Source organism: Pseudomonas sp. FW305-7 (assembly GCF_058786735.1).
In genome coordinates this window covers 1-14,933 of the sequence record NZ_JBYSZA010000024.1, presented here as the reverse complement: position 1 = coordinate 14,933, position 14,933 = coordinate 1, and the positions used below count along the sequence as shown (strand labels likewise).

At 62.5% G+C, this 14,933-nt stretch carries 9 protein-coding genes and 1 pseudogene; 3 read left to right on the top strand and 7 right to left on the bottom strand.

The window, feature by feature from the left end:
• Window positions 1–96: 96 nt before the first annotated feature.
• From AC3WMT_RS23560 to AC3WMT_RS23530, 7 genes are all read right to left on the bottom strand, one after another.
• Complete coding sequence (locus tag AC3WMT_RS23560) at window positions 97–858, bottom strand: peptidylprolyl isomerase (RefSeq protein ID WP_103305789.1); 762 nt, start codon at window positions 856–858, stop codon at window positions 97–99.
• A gap of 15 nt (window positions 859–873) precedes the next feature.
• On the bottom strand, window positions 874–2,424 hold the full coding sequence (locus AC3WMT_RS23555) for an ABC transporter substrate-binding protein (protein ID WP_103305788.1): 1,551 nt from the start codon (window positions 2,422–2,424) through the stop codon (window positions 874–876).
• A 9-nt stretch (window positions 2,425–2,433) separates the two neighbouring features.
• Window positions 2,434–3,054 (bottom strand): SCO family protein, encoded by a 621-nt coding sequence (locus AC3WMT_RS23550; protein ID WP_103305787.1) that lies wholly within the window; start codon window positions 3,052–3,054, stop codon window positions 2,434–2,436.
• Window positions 3,051–3,701: an SCO family protein gene (locus AC3WMT_RS23545; RefSeq protein WP_103305786.1), complete on the bottom strand. Its 651-nt coding sequence runs from the start codon at window positions 3,699–3,701 to the stop codon at window positions 3,051–3,053. Before AC3WMT_RS23545 ends, AC3WMT_RS23550 begins: the two co-directional genes overlap by 4 nt.
• Window positions 3,702–3,715: 14 nt before the next feature.
• Complete coding sequence (locus tag AC3WMT_RS23540) at window positions 3,716–5,638, bottom strand: YncE family protein (protein WP_103305785.1); 1,923 nt, start codon at window positions 5,636–5,638, stop codon at window positions 3,716–3,718.
• A gap of 559 nt (window positions 5,639–6,197) precedes the next feature.
• Window positions 6,198–12,029 carry a manganese-oxidizing multicopper oxidase MnxG gene (mnxG, locus tag AC3WMT_RS23535; RefSeq protein ID WP_103305783.1) on the bottom strand — a complete coding sequence of 1,944 codons (5,832 nt, stop codon included), beginning with the start codon at window positions 12,027–12,029 and terminating at the stop codon, window positions 6,198–6,200.
• A gap of 200 nt (window positions 12,030–12,229) precedes the next feature.
• Window positions 12,230–12,838, bottom strand: a complete 609-nt coding sequence (locus tag AC3WMT_RS23530; RefSeq protein ID WP_103305782.1) for a lytic transglycosylase domain-containing protein — start codon at window positions 12,836–12,838, stop codon at window positions 12,230–12,232.
• Between the two features lie 206 nt (window positions 12,839–13,044).
• Here AC3WMT_RS23530 and gspG point away from each other — a divergent pair, with 206 nt between their 5' ends.
• From gspG to AC3WMT_RS23515, 3 genes and pseudogenes are all read left to right on the top strand, one after another.
• Window positions 13,045–13,473 (top strand): type II secretion system major pseudopilin GspG, encoded by a 429-nt coding sequence (gene gspG, locus AC3WMT_RS23525; RefSeq protein WP_103305781.1) that lies wholly within the window; start codon window positions 13,045–13,047, stop codon window positions 13,471–13,473.
• A gap of 14 nt (window positions 13,474–13,487) precedes the next feature.
• Window positions 13,488–14,675 (top strand): type II secretion system F family protein, encoded by a 1,188-nt coding sequence (locus AC3WMT_RS23520; RefSeq protein WP_103305780.1) that lies wholly within the window; start codon window positions 13,488–13,490, stop codon window positions 14,673–14,675.
• Between the two features lie 73 nt (window positions 14,676–14,748).
• A pseudogene (locus AC3WMT_RS23515) lies at window positions 14,749–14,933 on the top strand (hypothetical protein); the annotation flags it as partial.

The following is a 14,933-nucleotide window of genomic DNA, read 5'->3' as shown; positions in this document are numbered from 1 at the left end:
ATGACAATGCCCGCTCGTCCCGGTACCCCGTTCCCCAGAAACGGGGAAGCACCTGAATGGGCAAAGAAGCCATTCCCCACTATTGGGGGGGAACCTTCAATCGTCGTCAATTCGTTCGATCCTGTTCTGCGCCCGTAATTGCGCGAGCACCTGGCGACGAGCCTGGGTCTGTTGCTGTCGGGCGAGCTCTGCCCTGACTGTGTCCAGCCCCTGCAAATCTGGGACATCGGTTTCCTCCAGGTGGTTCGGCAAATAAATCACATGCCAGCCGAACGGTGAACGTACCGGGTGGCTGGCAAACGTCGCGCCGCTGACAATCGAGGCGCGCATCTGCATCAAGCGTAGACGCGCTGCCGTCACTTTGGCCGCATCCGCTTGTGCGGGCACGCGGACCAACAGGTGCCGGGGTTGCAAGGTGTTGGCCCGGATCAACTCGGCGAACATCTGCTGGGCGGCCAGTTCGCGGCGGGTGTATTCGGTGAAGGAGGCTTCGTCAAAACCGGCGTCCTGCAAACGCCGGAGGAATTTGTCCGGGCCACCGATGGCGCTGCGGGTTTGCTCGATTTGTTGGCGCACCACTTGATCGCCAATCTGCACGCCGCGCTTTTGCGCTTCCTGCCACAGCAGCTCTTTGTCGATCAGCGTTTGCAGCGCCGCCTGACGCAGCTGTTTGTAGGCCTTGGGATTACGAATACTCGCCACGGCGCGGCCCTGATCTTCCAGGTATTCAGCGAAAAACCGTTCGAAGCGAAATCCAGAGATTTCCTCGCCATTGACCCGCGCCACGGCGGGCTCGTTATTGGCCCACGCCACCGGGAGCCAGCAGGTCAGCAGCAACAACAGCGTTGTGAGCTTCATGGTCGGGGCCTCCGTTCAGGGGCTGACAATAATCGGTTTATAGGGCGCGACCAGATAGAAGCGCTGATCCGGCAGATCCAGTGTGACCACATGCGCGCCGCTCAAACCCAGGCGCCGCCCGGGGCCGAAACTCAGACGCGGAGTCAGGCCGGTGTCGAAGTCGTGCAGGCCCTCCAGCGCCGCCACCAGTTTTTCCCGACTGGCGTCGCGCCCGGCCTGCTTCATGCCTTCACTGAGCAGCAGCATCGAGGCATAAGCGCCGACTTGCAGCACCGCGTGCTGGGCACCGAGGCCTTGACCTTCGCGCAATAACGTCAGGGCCATGCGCCCGGCCTGAGTCCAGTCGCTGGGCACGAATGGATAGGCGAGAAACACCCGCCGGGTGAACCCGCTCGGCACTTGCAACAGATCGCCGGCCACCTGACTCGACGCGGCAAACAGGTACGGCACCTGCCCGGCGCCTTGCAAGCGCGTCGCCAGACGACTGAAACCGCCGCCACTGCCCAGATAAAAAACCGAGCGCGAGCCCAGTGGCAACGCATCCGCCGAGGAATCCCAGGCTTGCAGATGGACGTTCTGCCAGCCGTGGCTTCGCAAGTACTGATCCAGGATTTGCGCCGTTTGTACCTGTGCCGGATCTTCCGGATAGGCAATCAGCGTTGGCCCTTGCAGCACACGCAGGCTGGCCGTGGCGTAATCGGCCAGTGCGATCAACTGCTCACGCAATCCTGGCAATGGCTCGAATATCTGCGGACTGGCCTGCAGGGGGCCGAGGATCGACAGCGGCCCGATCAGCGGCACACCGGCCTGCTCCAGCCGCACGCCCAACTCGCTGTCGAGGGCCGGCGCAAGCGGTGCGATCAAGGCGAACACTTGTTCCTGCTCGATCAATTGCTGCAAGGCGTGCTCGGCACTGGCGCGATCCGGGCCGGGGTCGATCACCGTCAGGCGCAGTTGCCGGCCATGTATGCCGCCGGCCTGATTGATCCGCGCGACGCTGCCGTTGAGAACCGCCGCCACCGTCGCGCCCTCCTCGGCCAGCGGCCCCTGGCTGGGCAGCAACGTGCCCAGGTGCAAGGTCTCGGCGTCGAGGCCGGGATCGCGCTCATCGGCCAGGCGTTTGAGGTAAGCGGTGAGGTTGCGCTGATCCTTCATCGACAGCAGAAAGCGCGGCATGCTCGGGTCGAGGCGATTGTGGCCGGGGTCGCGGCCCTGCTGGATCACCGTCGCCAGCGTGCTTTCGCTATAGGCCGGATAGCTACGGCCGTTGACCTGTTGCTGCCCGTAAGCGCTGGTCAGCCGCGACCAATTCAACGGCGGCGGTCGCATCCCACCCTCGGGCCGACCGAGGCCATCGGCGCCGTGGCAGTTGGCGCACGGCAGGCTGGTCGCCGGCAGCAACACATCCGCCGCGCCGACCCGCGCCATGATCGCCTCGCCGCTGACCGAAATACCTTCGCGGTACAGGCGCTTGCCCGCTGCCTCTTGCGGGGTCAGCGGCAACGCGACCGCGCCAAGGCTGACGCCAGCGAGCAGGATCAGGGCGAGAACGCGGCCGGGTTTCATGGCGCGGACTCAGCGGCCGGCCACGGGCATTGTCAGCAACTGCAAGCGCTGGGCAATGGCGGCGGCCGGGGCATCGGGGCGGATTTTGCTCCAGCGTTTATTGGCGACATCGCCGACGATCAATTGCGTGGAGTGCTGCTCGGGCGTCGGCACGATCTGGCCGATGCGGCTCAGTACCAGGTCCATCTGCGCTTTGTCGCCGGTAAGAAAAAGCCAATGAGGGTCATCGGAACCCTGCTTCAAGGTGTAAGCCTTGAGCACCGCCGGCGTGTCGCGCAGCGGGTCACTGGTAAGGGAAATGAAGGTGATGTCCTGCGCCTTGTCGCCCAGCAGCTCGCGGACTTCCTTGAGCTTGCGGGTGATCAGCGGGCAGGCATCGTTGCAGCTGGTGAAGATCACGTTGAGCAGTACCACGCGGTTGTGCAGCGCGTCGCTGTAGAAGCGCAGGGTTTCGCCGTTCTGATCCTGCAACGGCGTGTCAGTGAACCAGGTTTTCGCGTCGTGAGTGCCTTTGGCCGGCGCGGCAGCCACAGCGGCTGGCGGTTCAGAGACGTGGCCTTCGTGAGCGAACGCGACGTTACCGAGAATCCAGAAACACACGGTCAGGGAGATCCAGTCGAGCAGTCTCATGGTTGTTGCTCCATGGCGATGGCGGTGTGTTTGGCGTGGGTGCGCAGGCCGCTGAGTTTCTCGACTTCCTTGGCCAGCAGTGCCGGGTCGGTGAAGCCGTAATAGCGCATCCAGTGCCGGCTATCGCCGTCGCCGACGAGGATCAGCGGCTGATGGTTCTTGAGGTCGCCACTGAAACTGCCGAGGCCCTTGAGGGTTTCATTGATCGACTGCGGCGAGCCGGTCAGCCAGCTCCAGCCCGGCCCGCGCTGGAAGGTGCGGGCGTAATCCTGCAGGCGTTTCGGGTCGTCGCGCTGCGGATCGACGCTGATCGACACCAGTTGCACTTCCTTGCCGACCCGCGCGCCGAGTTGTTTCTGCACCTTGCCCATGATCGACGAGACCACCGGGCACACCGTGGTGCAACTGGTGTAGATGAAGCTCATTACGACGATTTTGCCCTGCACCAGGTCTTGTTCAAGGCGCACGGTTTTGCCGTTCTGGTCGAGCAGCGGCACGTTGGCGAATTTCACCTGAGCATGTTCCTGGCTATTGCTGGCCGGGGCCTTGTGCCCGGCGTGTTCGTCTGCCGAATGGGCCTGGACTTGCTGGAGGCCGAGGCTCAACAGGCACAGGATCAGCAGGCCACTGGATGCAAATCGGTTCATGTCGAAACTCCTCTTCAACGGGCCAGGCCGGGGGCTACCCGAACACTGGCAAAGGTCTTGTCATCGAAACCAGCGCCCAGCGATGCCGCACGCACATGCAGGTACCAGGCGCCGCTGCGGTCGAGGGTGATTGGCGCTTCGTACACGCCGTCGGCGACTTCCAGCGCCGCCACTTCACGCGGATGCGAGGTGGGCGCGAGGTAGTAGCGCAGTTGCACGTCTTTGACGCCGCTGCGCTGGGTTTTGTCTTTGCCCTGCACGATGCGAAAGCGCACGACGTAGGGGTCGTTGAGCGCGACGGCAGTCTTGTCGAGGAGGAACTCGACTTTCGGCTGACCGAGGTGTTTTAGCGGTTTGCCGTCAGGATCAATCTGCGCGGTGAAGCAATGGATGATGTTCGGCTGGTTGAGCAGGAACGCCACATCGAAGCGCCCCGCTGCCGGCAGCTTCACCCGGGCGCTGTACAGCCCCGGCGAAACCTCGCGCAGGCTGCGGTCGATGACCATGGCGGCCCGGGCGATCTGGCCACGGTTGGGGTAACCGGACATCGGCGCGTTCATGCCTTCGGCGTAGAAGTAGGTGGTGTTGTCGACCGGATTGACCACGAACACCGCGTTGTCGTCACGCGACACCGCCAGGCTTGAGGCCAGCGGCAAATCCCCGGCCAGACGCGGCGCTTGCGGGCCGGCTTCAAAGCCCTGGCTGATCGGCTGACGACCTTCGCCGAGGGAGGACAGGTTGATCATGGTGACTTTCGGTGAAGCGAGTCCGCGGATGTAGGCGTAGGCCTGGGTGAACACCACTTGGTAGGGCTCGGCGGAAACGTCCAGATCATGGATGGCGCTGTTGGTCGCGGCATCAATGATGCTGGCGCGGTTTTCCACGGTGTTGAGCACTACGCCGAAGCGGCCGTCGGCGCTGAAGCCCATCGGGCCGAGGCCTTGTTGCAACTGGATCACCCGGCGGATGGCGTGAGTGCTGGCATCGATCACTGTCACGGTGCCGTCCTTACCGTCGGCCACATAAACCGCGCCGGACAGTGGTGAATAGGCGACTGACAGCGGATGAGCGCCGGTTTTGATCTGCTGGACGATATTCAGGCTGGCGATGTCGATCACGCTGACGGTGCCGTCGTCGCGGTTGCTGACGAAGGCAAAGCGGCTGTCCTTGCTGAAGCTGATTTCGTGGTGGCCGCGCCCGGTCTTTAAATGTTTGAGGGGTTTGAGGCTTTGGCTGTCGATTACCGTCACGCCGGAGTCTGCAGGTTTGCTGGCGTTGTTGCCGACCCACAGCAGGCGTTCATCCGGTTGCAGCGCCACGCGCACCGGTTGGCTGCCAGCGGCAATCGAGTCGATGACTTTGAATTGCTCGCTGTCGATCACGGCGACTTCACCGGCCGTCGGCATCGAGACGAATACGCGTTTGTTGTCTTTGGGCGTGACCCAGTCCATCGGCGGTTGCTTGAGTTCAATGCGCGCCAGGGTGCTGGTGATACCGCCGACCGACACCGACGGATCGACCACGGCGATGCTGGCGTCGCGGTTCATCACCAGCAGGAAATAGCTGTTGAGGTCGAGCAACGGTCGCGCGCCGATGTTGGATTTGAGAAACACCCCGACCCGGGCCTTGCAGCTCTTTTCACGGCCCTGGGCTTGATCGGCGGCGAGGGTTTGTGGATCGACCCAGGCACCCGGCGCCACACCGGACAACGGCTGGCCGGAAGCGCTGTCAGTGACGCGGAACTGCACATCGGCGAATTCGCCTTCACGCAGTTTGCCGTCGGCGGCCAGTGGCTTGAGATTGAAATCCACCGCCACGCCGTCACGGTTCAGCGTCTGACCGGCCCCGGTTTGCGCCAGCGCAATCTCACTCAGCGTCAGCAACGCCCCGGCCAGGGCCAGCGTGCAAATACCGATGATGTTGATGATCCTGTTCATACCATCCTCCCCTCATTTGCAAACCCATTCCCTGTAGGCCTTCGCCTGCTCGCGATGGCGTCATCTGCCTCACCATCCGAAACCGAGTTGCCCCAATCGCGAGCAGGCGAAGGCCTACACGGGATTTGCATTCATCCCACCAACCTCATTGCCAAGCGCAGCCCCTGTGGGAGCTGGCTTGCCGGCGATGGCGTCCTTTCCGTCACATCAATGGCGCCTGTGCCGCCGTCATCGCTGGCAAACCAGCTCCCACAGGGTTTGCATTCCTACCGCATGCTCACTGCCAACCACCGATCCCTGTAGGCCTTCGCCTGCTCGCGATGGCGTCATCTGCCTCACCATCCGAGATCGAGTTGTCCCGATCGCGAGCAGGCTCACTCCTACATGGGATTTGCATTCATCCCGCAACCTCACTGCCCACCGCAGACCCTGTGGGAGCTGGCTTGCCAGCGATGGCGTCCTTTCCGTCACATCAATGGCGCCTGTGCCGCCGTCATCGCTGGCAAGCCAGCTCCCACAAGGATTTGCATCCACAGGGATATTGTCGTTGCACCTGCTTCTACTGCCCCTGCGGCGCCGGTTCCGGTTCATTGGTCACGCGCAGCAAGCCCCATAATCCGGAGGTGTTGCCGTAGGCGGCGTAGTCGCGGAACAGGTAGTCCCCCGGGATCGCATTGCTGCCGCCGGCGCTGGGGATCATGAAGCTGAAGTGCGCGGCCGGCAGGATGCTTTCGTGGGCGCCGATGTACATCGACATCGGGTTGTAACCGAAGCGCACCGAGCCGACGCCCGGCGAGCCCATCGGATAACCTCCGGTGTCGCTCTTCTCGGCCTGGAACGGGTTCACCGACCAGACATGCCCGTCGAGCTGGAACGTCGTGCCGCGACTGCCACCGCTTGGCATCAGGATGTGCGTACGCAATGGCTGCCCCGGTTTGGCATAGAGCACCGGCGTCTGCGGATCACCGCCCACCAACGCATTGCTGTAGGCCATGTGCGCATTGCTCATGTCGCCGTAACCCGCGCCATCGGCATGACCAAACGGTGCATCCGGAGCAAGGCCAAAGCGATACCACAGCGGTTCGGTCTTGTAGTTGATCGCCATGCTCGAGTTGTCCTGTGGATCGGTCGGCACGCCGAAGCCCTCAGCGGCAATCCCCTCCACCGGCCGGCCATTGGCCCAACGGGTGTTCAACGCCTTGTGCCAGACCATCGCGAAGTCGCGGTAGCTGGTTTGCCCAGGTGCCGTAACCGTTGCGTTGACCTTGCGCGCATCGTCAACCCAGGTCGCGCCGATCGGCAGGATGCTCATCGCCCCGCCAAGACCTTTTTGCGGTTGCTTGATCACGTCCGCCGGGGTGATGTTCAAGCCGCCAAACTCCACCGCCGTCGCGTTAATGTTGTCGACGCTGCGGCCCAGTTGCGTCACCGGTTTGCCTTCGCGCTCCAGATGCCCGGCGTAGTACTGATAGGTACGCGTCGGGTACGCGCCGCTGTTGCCGACACGCGGTGGCACGGTCTGGATCGGGTTGGAGCCGACGTTAGCGCCGTCGGATTTGGTGATGTCATACGCCAGCAATTGCGCGTGCAGGCCTACGTGGCTGGACGGCCGCATCAGGTTGTTGCTGAAGGTGGTCGAGCCCAGACCGCTGTTGCGATCACGCTTGACCATGCCTTGCATCACCGCGGTTTGGGTCAGGTCAGGCATCACGCTTGGCAGACGGTTTTCCAAGGTGATGTTGATGCAGTCCCCCGCAGCTGCACGCAGCACCAGTGGTTCTACCGGGATGCCGGGTTTGAGCTTGCCACTGAGCGGATCCAGATCGGATTTACGCACGTACAGGATCGCAGTCGGATCATGCAACGGCCCACTCTGCCCGCCGATGGTGATGGTTTCGCCATCCTCCGGATCGGTCACGGTAACTTGTGGAATGCTCACCGTGCGCGAGTTCAGCACCAGGGTGCCGCCCGCCGGATTGAGCGGCCCGCCGACATGCTGACCGAGCCCTTCGGGATCGCCGATGGTCAGGCCCAGCGCATTGCCGAGGATGTCGTTGGCCAGCGCCGCGACCACTTCATAGTTGCGCTGCACCGTTGGCCGGGTACCGATGCCATTGGGATTGGCACTGATCCGTGGGCAACTGCCCTCGAACGCCACGGTGTTGCGCATGCCCGCCGGGCTTGGGTTGTTAGGGATGGCGAACAGATCACTGCGTTTGGCGGTGTAGTTGCGCATCACCCCCCAGATACCGCTCCAGTAACCTTCGATCGAGGCGTCCATCGAGTACAGGTAATCACCCGTGGTCGCTGCAGAACTGGAAAGCATCGACACCGGCGCAATGAAGCCCATCTGCTCGGAGATGCCGATCATCTGCGACGCGCGCCAGCCAGAGTTGGAGCTGTTGCCGAAACCGGAACCGCTCTGCAGCCATTTCACGCCGTGCAGGGTGACGTTGTGCTCTTCCTCATGGCCGCCGGCATGCACCCGCAGCCGCACGTTGTCGCCGGTATAGGTGCGCAGCATCGGCGTGAACGGATCACCGGGTTCGGCGCCGCCCTTGTTGATGTGCGGCGGGAACAGCGTGGTGCCGCCGGTTGGGCCGGTCGCCGAGGTGAGCAGATTCGGCGCCAGGTTCATCGCCGGAATTGCCCGGTCGGTACGGCTTTGCATGGCGAACGATAGATCGCCGCCGAGGCCGTCGGCCTGCATGCCGCGCTTGCCATCCGGGCCAACCTTGTTCGGGTCGTACACGCGCAGGGCCAGCGGTTCGTTGCGATAGTTGACGACGAACATCCCCGGATCATCCACCGAAATCGCCTGCGGACATGGCCGGCTCGGGCAGCCCGGAACCTGACCGCCCTGCACTTCCAGCACCCCTTCAAGCAGGTTGCTGGCGTTGTTGCGCACTGGCGGATTGATCGCGTAGCGGAAGCTGTCGGCGGTGGCCGGGAACGCCTGCGCATTCGGCACACCGTTAGGACCGGCTCCCACATAGACGCCAGCTTCATAGGCGTGCTGGAAGTCGCTGTATTCGAGGAAGAACTCGCGGAAGCTGTCGTTCTTGCCGTCGCCATCGAGGTCGCCGGTGTTGATTACCGCTTGCCACGAGGTCGGGCCGCCGTCCTGCCGCGCGCCGCTGTATAACGGTTCGCCGGTTTCGGCGTGGAACCAGGTGGAACCAGCCGGCTCCGCAAGTACAGTCGCGTACAGACCGATCTGTTGGTGCGTAGATGGGCCTAAGTGGTCGTGGGTGAAGATGGTGCCGAGGCCGCGATCGACGCCTTTGGCGTTGACCACCGGATCGACGAACCAACGTTGCATCGCCGTGCGCGCACCGAGCCAGTCGGCGCGACCGTATTGGCCAAAGAACGGATGGTTCTTGGCTTTCGGGCAGGCTTGAGTACCGTCACGCGGATCAGTACCGGCGCACTGGTTGAACTCGCGAATCGCGTGAATGCGTTCCTGAACGGCGCCAGGCGAGAGCACGCCGTCCTCGTAGTTCCAGCCGTTGGAGGAGCCGTCCGCCGAGGTCAGATCCCACTTCGGCAAGTGGATGTGCTGGCCGATCACGTCGGTCGGCGTGCGCACCTGATAGTCGTCCATCTCGTAGGTGGCCGGCACCAGGTTGGTTTGCTGGTATTGCACGCAATCGAAGGTATTCATGCGCATCACCAGCGGCTCTGGCGGACGCTGCTTGGTGATCACCGGCCAGGCGTCTTCCCACAGCGCGAGAATGCGCGCCTGCGGGAAGTGATAACCGACTTTGTTGTACACCGCATCAAACTGGATGTTGGCGGCTTTGTAGATGCGTGGGCGGTCGGCGGTGAAGGTCGAGGCGCCGACAAAGGACATGCCGTCGATGCGCTCACCGCTGGCGAACTCGCCGCTGCCGGCGTTGCTGGTCAGGCGTTTTTGCCGATCATCCATGCACGGTTCGTAGTATGGCGCGCCCGCCATCGGCAAGGCACCGTTGGTGCGGAACGCCTTGGCCACCACTTGATTGCCGGGCAGCAAGGCGTAGCTTGGATGATCTTTTTTCGCGTGGAAAGCCATCGCGGCCTGTTCGACTTCGGTGCCTTCTTCTGGCAGGTAAATCGGTTTGGCGCGGGTGACTTCCTTGGAGAAATCCAGCGAAGTGGTCACGGTGTGTGCCTCGCCACCGGCCGCGACGCCATCCAGTGCGTGCCGCTGCAAGCCGCCATCCCAGCCACCGGACTGCGCCGGGTCAAGGTTGGCCCACAGCGCTTTGCCGCTGGCCTTGAGCGATTGCGCAGTGGCCGCGTCGAGCATGTCCAGCGGTGGGGTTGGTGGACGCTGGCCCACGGAGCTTTCCATGCCGCCAATCCAGAACGGATAGCCAGGGTTTTTCAGACTGCCATCGGCATTGCGATTGGCTTCGCTGCGATCGACCAGCGCCAGTGAGCCAATGGCTTGACCAGCGGCGTTGCCGCCATGGTGCTCGCCGTCGTCATCGCCCTCTTCTTCGTCATCGTCGTCATTACCGGCGACCAGGGTTTCACCGATTTTCGGCACCACCACCACTTTGCCGGGCATCGGCGCCATGGCTTTGCCAGGCAGCGGCACGATGGCCGGAATCGGTGTACCGGCGACGATTTCACCATCGGGCAAGGCCCGTGCTCCGGCAGCCGGTTTGCCGCTGCGCAAGGCAAACGGTTCGCGGTGATAGCCGTCGGCGCCCTGCTGCGAAACATCGAGGCGAGTGCCTTCTTCGAAGACATCGTGGACCCGCCACATGGCCCACATGCCTTGGGCGAAGTGCGGATAGAAATGGCAGTGATAGATCGCATCACCGGCCACGCGGTTGCGGTTGCCCGATCCGCCATTGGCGATTTCATAGGTGTAACCGGCGCCCGGACCGATGCCTTGGGCGTCGACGTAATCGGAGTTGTCGTCGTTGGGGTTGAACAGCCACTGATGGCCGTGCAAGTGGAAGATGTGCTGCTCGTGGCCATTGTGGGTGTTGCGGAATTTGACGAAGTCACCGATGTAGCTGTGGTTGACGTTCGACGGCTCCGACGGATACAGGGCCATGGTGGCTTTGACACCGATCTGATCAGCGCGCGGGGTCTGGCCGGGGGCGATGTTCTCAAGCCCGGTGTTGGCCGGCACATCCACCAGCATCGCCACATCGCCGACGGTGTGGGAACTGAGGAAGAATTCTTCATAGGCGCACGACAGGCAATCGTGCATCGGCCCCACGCCCAAGCGGTTGGCGACCACTTCGGCGCCCATGCCGCCGGAGCCGTAGTTGATCATGAACGAGTCGCGGGTCGGCTCCAGCACATGGGCCATCACCGGATCGGCCCAGTACGCGGGGAACGCTTGGGTGGCAGCGGTTTCATCCTGGAACTGCGAAGCGAAATCGCGGAACGGTTCCAACCGGTTGGGGATCGCCGGATTGCGTTTGCCCATTGATTCCAACGGATAGGTACTGGACGGGAAACTGCCGTCGGCGTTGCTACCCATGACAATCGCATCGCTTTCACTGGAAATGATTTCACTGCCGTCCACCATGTTGATGATCGGCGTGCCGGCCTTGCCTTCGCGCAACCACGGTTCGCGTTGCGGGTAGCGCGCCTGGTAGTCGACGATGGGTTGGCCGGCCGGTGTGCGGCCGGTGGTGGCGAGGCGCATTTCTTCTTCGGTGAGGGTGTTGCGATAGCTGCGACCACCCTTGGGCAGGACGACGACCTGGCCGAACAGGCCGTTGGCAACGTTGCCGGCCGCGCCCTCGCCACCAAATGTTGCGCCACGGCTGCTGACGGCAAACGCGCCTTCACGCTCGGCGTACAAGGTGTAGGAGCGGCTCGCACCCGGTGGCACCAGGCTGTTGGCGTTACGCCCGGTGAATGAAGAAATGTCATCAATGCTGTTCACCGCTTGCAGGCCGTTGACCTGGAAACCGACGTGACGGTCAGCCACCTGCTCATCGACTTTGAAGTCTTCGGCGCCATTGGCGTTTTCGGCGCCCTCCTCTTCGCCCTCGTTTTCAAAGTGCTTGTTCGGGTTGGCCTGATAGTCGAGCAGGTTCTGCAGATTGATCGTCAGGCAATCCCCGGCGGCGACCCGCAACACCAACGGCCGTGGACGCTTGTCCGGGCGCAGCGAAACTTTGCCCGGCACCGCAGCGCCACCGTAAGCCAGCGACTGCTCATGTTCATCGACCACATCGCGGCGCAGGGCGAACATCATGCCGTTGATGTTCTGCGCACCGAGACGGTTGAACATCAGCGGTTGATCGAAGGCGACGACGTTGGCCACCAGGTTGCGCTCGCAACGTACGGCCGCGCCGGCCAGCTCGACGCTGAGCATCGAGGCCAGAATCAGCAGCCAGTTGAGCAGAGACGGAGCGTGATGAATGCCAACCATGATCAGTAACCTCGTAGTGGGTGCTCTTGGGAACACTTCTCGACAAATGCCTCGGAGCAATCCCTGTGCCACAAAAAAATGCATTACCGTTCAGCTAGTTACCGCAACGACTTGAGAATCCGGGGGATATTCCCCACCCGTTTCCCCCACATTTCGGGCCTTATCGGTTTGCCCCGAAAGTGGGGAAAACCGGGTTGGGCTCACAACGGCGCATCCATCGCCAGGCCCTGCAAACGCCGGTACTGACGCAATACATTCGGCACATAACGCTGGGTTTCAGCGAACGGCGGAATCACCCGGCCACGGCTGAGCACCGCGTCCGGCCCGGCGTTGTAAGCCGCCACCGCGAGGGCAATGTCGTTGTCGAACAGGGTCATCAGGCGCTTGAGGTATTTGGCCCCGCCCTGAATGTTGGCCTTGGGGTCGTAGACGTCCGTTACACCCAGCTCGCGTGCGGTGTCGGGCATCAACTGCATGAGCCCGCCCGCGCCTTTGGCTGAGGTCGCGCCGGGGTTGTAATGCGACTCGGCGTTGATCACCGCGTGCAACAGCGCTTCGGGCAATTGATTGGCCGTGGCCGCCGCCGACACCAGTTCCGCGTAGGGCTGATTGGCGATCATTTGCGGCTGTTGGTCGAGGCTGGCCACGGGCAATTCAGCCTCGTGGATCACCCGTTCGTACGTGCGTCCGGGCCGGTGGACGTTGGACAGGACATAGCTGCCCTTGGCGTCCACGGAGATGAATACATCGGCTTGCACGGCACCGCTGAGCAGCACACAACCGAGCAATCCGCTGGCGAGAAATTTCATGTCGGGCCTCCCCGGATCGACCCCGATAAATTGGGGGAAATGCCCCAATGGCCGATCACGCTTGAGCCATACGCAAGCACTGTGCCGACTGTTGAAAAGCCCGGATTACAAGGGTTTCAGCCTAGTCGGTAGTTTTCAGTGGGGGCTGAGCATGGCAATTGCATAAGCCTTTGTGGCGACTCGACTGCCACTCACGGGAGGTCATCATGAAGCTGCAATTTCGTCCGCGTGACCAACGCGGTTTCACCCTGCTCGAATTGCTCGTGGTGCTGGTGGTACTCGGCCTGTTGGCCGGGATCGTCGCGCCGAAATACTTCGCCCAACTCGGTCGCTCGGAAGTGAAAGTGGCCAAGGCGCAGATCGAAGGGCTGAGCAAGGCACTGGACATCTATCGACTGGAGGTCGGTCACTACCCGTCCACCGAACAGGGCTTGCAGGCCTTGGTCGCAGCACCGAGTGACGAAGCGAAATGGACCGGCCCGTACTTGCAGAAAAAACTGCCGCAGGATCCGTGGGGACGTAATTACACCTACCGCTATCCTGGCGAAAACAGCGAGTACGACTTGCTGTCGATGGGCAAGGACGGCCAGCCCGGCGGTGAAGGTGAAAACGCCGAAGTGACCAACTGGCAGTAAGCGGAGCGCGGCCCATGCGATTTCATCTGAAGGCGGTCGGCAAGACCGGTGTGGTGGCGCTGAGCATCGAGGCGCCGGGGCACGGCGAAGCGCGGCGTATTGCCGAAGATCAAGGTCTGCGCGTGCTCAGCCTGCATGCCGAGAAACACTGGCGCTCGTTGCGCCTGCGCCAACGCGAAACGTTCAATCTGGTGTTGTTCAGCCAGGAGCTGACCACGCTGCTCAATGCCGGCCTACCGTTGATCGATGCGCTGGAAAGCCTCGCCGAAAAAGAAACCGCCCCCGCCGCCCGCAAAACCTTGACTGAGCTGGTGCGCCTGCTCTACGAAGGCAAATCCTTCTCTCAGGCACTCGGCCAGTTGTCGGCAGTATTCCCGCCGCTGTACGTGGCGCTGGTACAGTCCAGCGAGAAAACCGGCGCGGTCGGTGATGCGCTGGGCCGTTACGTCAGTTATCGCCAGCGCATGGACGAGGTGCGGCAGAAGATCGTCAGCGCCTCGATCTATCCGCTGCTGTTGCTGGTGGTCGGCGGTGGCGTGGTGCTGTTCTTGATGGGTTATGTGGTACCGCGCTTCAGCCTGGTGTTCGAAGGTTTGGGGTCGAACCTGCCGTGGCTGTCGCAGATCCTGATGAGCAGCGGCATGTTCTTGCATGCGCATCAGGGTGAATTCTTCGGTGCGCTGGCGGCCATTGTCATCGCCCTCGCGGTGCTGCAAAAACAACCGGCGTTTCGCCGTGGACTGGATCGGCTGGTGGAGAAACTGCCGGCAGTGCATCAACGGATTTTCATGTATGAACTGGCGCGCTTCTATCGCTCGCTGGGAATCTTGCTGCAAGGCGGAATTCCGCTGGTCACCGCCATGGGCATGGTTCGCGGCCTGCTCACCGTCGCCTCTCGGGCGCGGCTGGATCAGGCCTGCGAGCGCGTGCGCGAAGGTCAGTCATTGTCCGCCGCGCTGGAGCTCAATCGGCTGGTGACGCCAGTGTCCCTGCGCCTGCTGCGGGCCGGTGAACAATCCGGCAACCTCGGGCAGATGATGGAACGCAGCGCCGATTTCTACGACGAGGAGATCAGCCGCTGGATCGAATGGTTCGTGCGCCTGTTCGAACCGCTGCTGATGACCTTCATCGGCCTGCTCATCGGGGTCATCGTGATCCTGATGTACATCCCGATTTTCGAACTGGCTTCCAGTATCCACTGACCCCGGGAACGGGTCGGATCGACGCAACAACGCTCATCGACGTTCCCAACCAGACAATAAGACGGAGAACGATATGCACATTAAAAAGCTCGTGCTCGCAATGGCCATTGGCGCAGTACTGTCGGCGTCTACCGTGTTGATTCCGGACAATCTTTCAGGCGTTTCCAGTGTTCAGGCCAAGGAAGGTGGCAGTGGAGGGAGTGGCGGCGGTGGACACGGCGGAGGGGGTAGCGGCGGAAACGGTGGTGGGCATGGCGG

What these genes read in the sequence shown, in the direction of transcription:
- gspG (WP_103305781.1), top strand. Translation starts at nt 13,045, where the DNA reads ATGAAGCTGCAATTTCGTCCGCGTGACCAACGCGGTTTCACCCTGCTC.
- mnxG (WP_103305783.1), bottom strand. Translation starts at nt 12,029, where the DNA reads ATGGTTGGCATTCATCACGCTCCGTCTCTGCTCAACTGGCTGCTGATT.
- AC3WMT_RS23530 (WP_103305782.1), bottom strand. Translation starts at nt 12,838, where the DNA reads ATGAAATTTCTCGCCAGCGGATTGCTCGGTTGTGTGCTGCTCAGCGGT.
- AC3WMT_RS23540 (WP_103305785.1), bottom strand. Translation starts at nt 5,638, where the DNA reads ATGAACAGGATCATCAACATCATCGGTATTTGCACGCTGGCCCTGGCC.
- AC3WMT_RS23545 (WP_103305786.1), bottom strand. Translation starts at nt 3,701, where the DNA reads ATGAACCGATTTGCATCCAGTGGCCTGCTGATCCTGTGCCTGTTGAGC.
- AC3WMT_RS23555 (WP_103305788.1), bottom strand. Translation starts at nt 2,424, where the DNA reads ATGAAACCCGGCCGCGTTCTCGCCCTGATCCTGCTCGCTGGCGTCAGC.
- AC3WMT_RS23550 (WP_103305787.1), bottom strand. Translation starts at nt 3,054, where the DNA reads ATGAGACTGCTCGACTGGATCTCCCTGACCGTGTGTTTCTGGATTCTC.
- AC3WMT_RS23520 (WP_103305780.1), top strand. Translation starts at nt 13,488, where the DNA reads ATGCGATTTCATCTGAAGGCGGTCGGCAAGACCGGTGTGGTGGCGCTG.
- AC3WMT_RS23560 (WP_103305789.1), bottom strand. Translation starts at nt 858, where the DNA reads ATGAAGCTCACAACGCTGTTGTTGCTGCTGACCTGCTGGCTCCCGGTG.